Here is a 4,410-nt window from a genome sequence, read left to right as displayed (position 1 = left end):
TACCTCTACGCGACCGCGCATGCGATGTGGCGCGACCTCTGCGCGACCGGCGAATTCAGCGCGGCGCATCGCAGCGCGGTCCGCCTGGCTGCGACCTGGACCATCCATCAATCGGCCAAGGTGGTCGACACGGCTTATCACATGGCCGGTGCGACCGCGGTGTTCCGCAGCAACCCGTTCGAGCGGCGGTTTCGCGACATGCACGCCATCGCCCAGCAGATCCAGGCGCGCGATACGCATTACGAGGATGTGGGAAAGACGATTTTGGCGGGAGGGTGATCGCTTCCGCGCTGTCGGTGCGCTCCCTCCCCGCTTGCGGGGGAGGGTCGGGGAGAGGGTGTCTCCGCAACGGGACAATCCCCCAGAGGAAAGAACCCTCGCCCGCGTCTCCGGCGCGACCTCTCCCGCGAGCGGGAGAGGTTAACGGAGCAGCGCGTCCCTTACTTCCCGACGCATCGACAATCACACGCCTTCAGCACGGCGTCATGCCGGCTTGCGCGCGCCTGGCAACCGGCCGCGCCAGCCCATGACGATGAGAAAGGCAATAATCAGGAGGAGGGCCACAGCGGCGGCGGAGTCGCTGATGCGGTCGCTTCCGTTGCAAATGTCCTGGTAGAGGCACGCACGCGACAGGACGCCGGCCCGGACCAGGGCCGCGAGCACGCCGAAATAGAGGAAGACGCTGAGCACAAGATAGACCACCGTCACGAGCGTTCGCCGCAGCCGTGAGGGCATCGTTGAATCATCCTCACGCCGCTCGGTGACGAACTGGCCCGGCTTTGCCTTGGCAGGATCGCGGATCTGGACGGTCGAATGCGTGAGCAGATCGTGGACCGCCTGGTTGCGGCGCGTGGCAGCCATGACCACGAACGAATACCAGCCCAAAATGCTCTTGACGGCGAAACGTGCCAACGCCTTGGTGAAACTGAGATTGCCGCCGCGATCGTCGATCACGCGCAAATTGGTCCAGATGTGCCCGAGCGTGCCGCCGGCACGCCAGACCAATACCGGTTCGTAGAGCAGCAGGATGACGACGACCGCGACACCGAGACTGCGGCTGAGCCCATCGCTCGCGACATTGCTGGCGAGCGCCACAGCGCCGAACAGCAGAGCCATCGCCAGCATCCAGTCGAGCAGAACGGCCTTGAACCGCCTGGAGAAGCGGGCATAGCGCGGTCCGGGCACCGGAGGCGGAGGCGCATCGGAGGTCATGGGGAAGCCGCATCCGTTCGTTCGATCCGATGGTGAGACGCGGACAGCGCGCGTGAGGTTCGATTGCCCCGCCGCCCCGCTCACGCCACCAGCGCATCCTCCTCACCGTCGATGCCGCGCTGGGCAGCGAGCAAGCTGATGATCTCCGCATTCGGCCGGGCCTTGCTGAACAGAAAGCCCTGGCCCTCGTCGCAGCCCTCGGTGCGCAGGCAGCTGAGTTCGGCTTCGGTCTCGACGCCCTCGGCGGTGATGGTGACGCCCAGGCCTTTGCCGAGGCTGACGATGGAGCGGATGATGGCCTGGGCCTCCCGGTTGGCGCCGAGATCGCGCACGAAGGACTGGTCGATCTTGATCTTGTCGAAGGGGAAGCTGCGCAAATAGCTGAGGCTGGAATAGCCGGTGCCGAAATCGTCCATCGAGATGCGGACGCCCAGCGCGCGCAGCGCATGCAGGCTCGCCAGCACCTGCGCGCTCTTCTCCAGCAGCAGCGTCTCGGTGATCTCGAGCTCGAGCCGCCGCGGCGGCAGGCCGGAATGCTTCAAGGCGTCGGTGACGATCGAGAGCAGATTGCCGCTGCGGAACTGCAGCGGCGACAGGTTGACGGCGACGCGGACGTCGTCCGGCCAGGCCGCGGCATCCAGGCACGCCCGGCGCAGCATCAAGCCGCCGAGCGGGTTGATCAGGCCAGTGTCCTCGGCGACCGGAATGAACTCGGCCGGCGAGACCATGCCGCGCTCGGCATGCGGCCAGCGCACCAGCGCTTCGAAGCCGGTGATGCGGCCGCTCTGGAGGTCGATCAGCGGCTGGTAATAGGGGCGCAGCACGTCGTTCTGGATGGCGTCGCGCAGCTCGACCTCGATCTTGCGGCGGCTCTGGGCTTTTGCATCCAGCGCGGCCTCGAAGAAGGCGAAGCTGCCGCGCGCGTCGAGCTTGGCGCGTGACAGCGCCATGTCGGCGCTCTTGAGCAGTTTTTCGGACTCATCGCCGTCGCCGGGTGCCATCGCGATGCCGATGGAGGCGCCGATCACCACGGAATGGCCGTCGAGCAGATAGGGATCGGCGATGGCTTCCAGGAGACGCTTGGCCAGCATCACAGCGTCTTCGGGCCGCGCCAGACCGCTTTGCACGATCGCGAACTCGTCGGAATTGAGCCGCGCCAGCGCATCTTCCTCGCGCAAGGTGGAACGCAGCCGCTTGGCGACGCCGCGCAGCAGCTTGTCGCCGACCGCGTGTCCCAGCGTGTCGTTGACCGACTTGAAACTGTCGAGCCCGAGGATGAGCAGCGCGGCCTTGTCGGCGCTGCGCCGCGTGTGCAGCAGCATCTCGTCCATCTGCTGGCGCAAGAGATTGCGGTTGGGCAGGCCGGTCAGCCCGTCATGCTGGGCCATGAAGGCAAGCCGCGCCTCGGCGCGCTTGCGCTCGGTGATGTCCATCAGCGCGAGCAGCACGGCGGGCCGCTCGGCATAGGTCAATTCGCGGGAATAGATCGCAAGGTCGATCAGCGCTCCGTCGGCCTTGACGTGCTTCCAGGTGCGCCCGGCCTGCTCCTCGCCGGTGGGATCGGCGGTCCAGGGCGGCTCGCTTTCGAAAGCCTGCAAGGAGCGTATCTTCAATTGCTCGAACTCGGCGCGGCTGTAGCCGTAATGCGCAACCGCGGCGTCGTTGACGCCGAGGATGCGCTCGTCGTCCAGCGCGCACACGATCATGGGAACGGGATTGCCGTCGAACAGCAAGCGGAACGAGGCCTCGCGCTGCTTCAATTCGGTGATGTCGACACGCAGGCCGACGACGCCGCCGTCGTCGGTCAAGCGCTCCTCGATCAGGATGACGCGGCCGTCCGACAGCGTCTGCTCGTGGCGCGCGGCGGGTTGATAGAGCTTTTGCAGCCGCTCGGCGATCCACTCGTCTTCGTGGCCGATGGCTTCGGGATAATCACCGCGTGCGACGCCGATGCGCAGCGTGTCTTCGAGACGCGCGCCTTCTTCGAACAGATCGGCGGTCTTGCGGTAGATCTCGGCGTATTTCTTGTTCCAGAGCACGTAGCGGCCGTCGGCATCGAGAAACACGATGCCCTGCGGCAGGATGTCGATGGCCTGGCGCAGGCGCTCATGGGATTTGCGCGCTTCCGCGATCGCGGCTTCCGCCTCGGCGCGGCTGCGCAGGATTTCGTCGCGGTCCGAACGGGTTCGCGACGCGCGCGGCAAGCGTGGCTTGCGTGGCAATCGGCCGGCCCGGGCACGCGCGCTTCCGTTTCGCTTTCTTGCTTTTCGAGACCCCAAACCCAACTTCACTCGTCCCAATCGCGCCCAGTGGGCGGTAGTTTTGGGGCAAGTGTCTGAAAGAAAGGTAATCTTGGGTGACCGCGCCCGCCAGGACCGCGCCTTGCGAACACCGAGAGCCCGGCTCTCGTGCCTGTTCGCGCGGCGCAAGCGGGCCAGATGGCGCGCCAGGCCCGTGGCCTCGTCGCAATCGGGGAGAGAGGTGACGCAAAAACGTGCCCTCTCCATGAATCAATTCCGCCCGCGCGTCCGATTGCATACGGGATCGAAACGGGCATCGTTCCGCGCACGAATTTTAGTCAATGCAGGATACGGTTATCGCACTGTTAAGAATCGGGCGGGCCCGCGACAAGACGACGACTTTCGGACGACCTCATTGGACATGGGGATCGTCATCCCGGGCGCAGCTTTACGCTGAGGCAACGGCTGTCAAGACGCCGTGAGATTGCGGCTGGGCGAAAGCCTCATTCTTAACCCGGACGCGGCGTTGGGTTATAAGGGCTGCGCATGAGTCCCCGCCACATCGCCCCTCTCCTGCTTGTCATGACGCTCCTGGCCGCCGGCGGCGCGCTGGCTCAGGACAAGGGCAGCGTCAGCCCGAAGCCGCTGCCGCCGCTCGCCAATCCCAACGACCCTGAGGTCGCCGCCAAGGAGCTGTTCGCGCGCAAGCTGCTGCCGTCGAAGGGGTCGGCCCACGTCATCGGCTCCTACACCAAGGGCTGCATCGGCGGCGCGGATCAGATGCCCGTCAACGGCGACCATTGGCAGGTGATGCGGCTGTCGCGCAATCGCAGCTATGGCCACCCCGAGATGATCGCGCTGATCAAGCGGCTCGCGGCCAGGGCGCACAAGAACGCGGGATGGCCGGGCATCCTGGTCGGCGACATCGCCCAGCCGCGCGGCGGCCCGGCGCTGTCGG

At 66.1% G+C, this 4,410-nt stretch carries 3 protein-coding genes and 1 pseudogene; 2 read left to right on the top strand and 2 right to left on the bottom strand.

Going from position 1 to position 4,410, the window contains the following annotated elements; all coding sequences use genetic code 11:
* Positions 1-279: pseudogene (locus tag MOV74_RS32175) on the top strand (acyl-CoA dehydrogenase); the annotation flags it as partial.
* Positions 280-483: 204 nt separating this feature from the next.
* On the opposite strand, the gene MOV74_RS32170 reads toward MOV74_RS32175, so the two are convergent.
* On the bottom strand, positions 484-1,212 hold the full coding sequence (locus MOV74_RS32170) for an RDD family protein (RefSeq protein ID WP_246931029.1): 729 nt from the start codon (positions 1,210-1,212) through the stop codon (positions 484-486).
* Positions 1,213-1,292: 80 nt separating this feature from the next.
* The gene (locus MOV74_RS32165; protein ID WP_246931028.1) at positions 1,293-3,416 is read right to left on the bottom strand and encodes a bifunctional diguanylate cyclase/phosphodiesterase; all 2,124 of its coding nucleotides are present in this window, start codon (positions 3,414-3,416) and stop codon (positions 1,293-1,295) included.
* Positions 3,417-3,998: 582 nt separating this feature from the next.
* Here MOV74_RS32165 and MOV74_RS32160 point away from each other — a divergent pair.
* A partial coding sequence (locus tag MOV74_RS32160; protein WP_246931027.1) for a penicillin-insensitive murein endopeptidase occupies positions 3,999-4,410 on the top strand: 412 nt, incomplete at its 3' end.

This window comes from Bradyrhizobium sp. SHOUNA76 (assembly GCF_023006445.1).
GTDB lineage: Bacteria > Pseudomonadota > Alphaproteobacteria > Rhizobiales > Xanthobacteraceae > Bradyrhizobium.
This window is presented reverse-complemented; position numbering and strand designations above follow the sequence as displayed.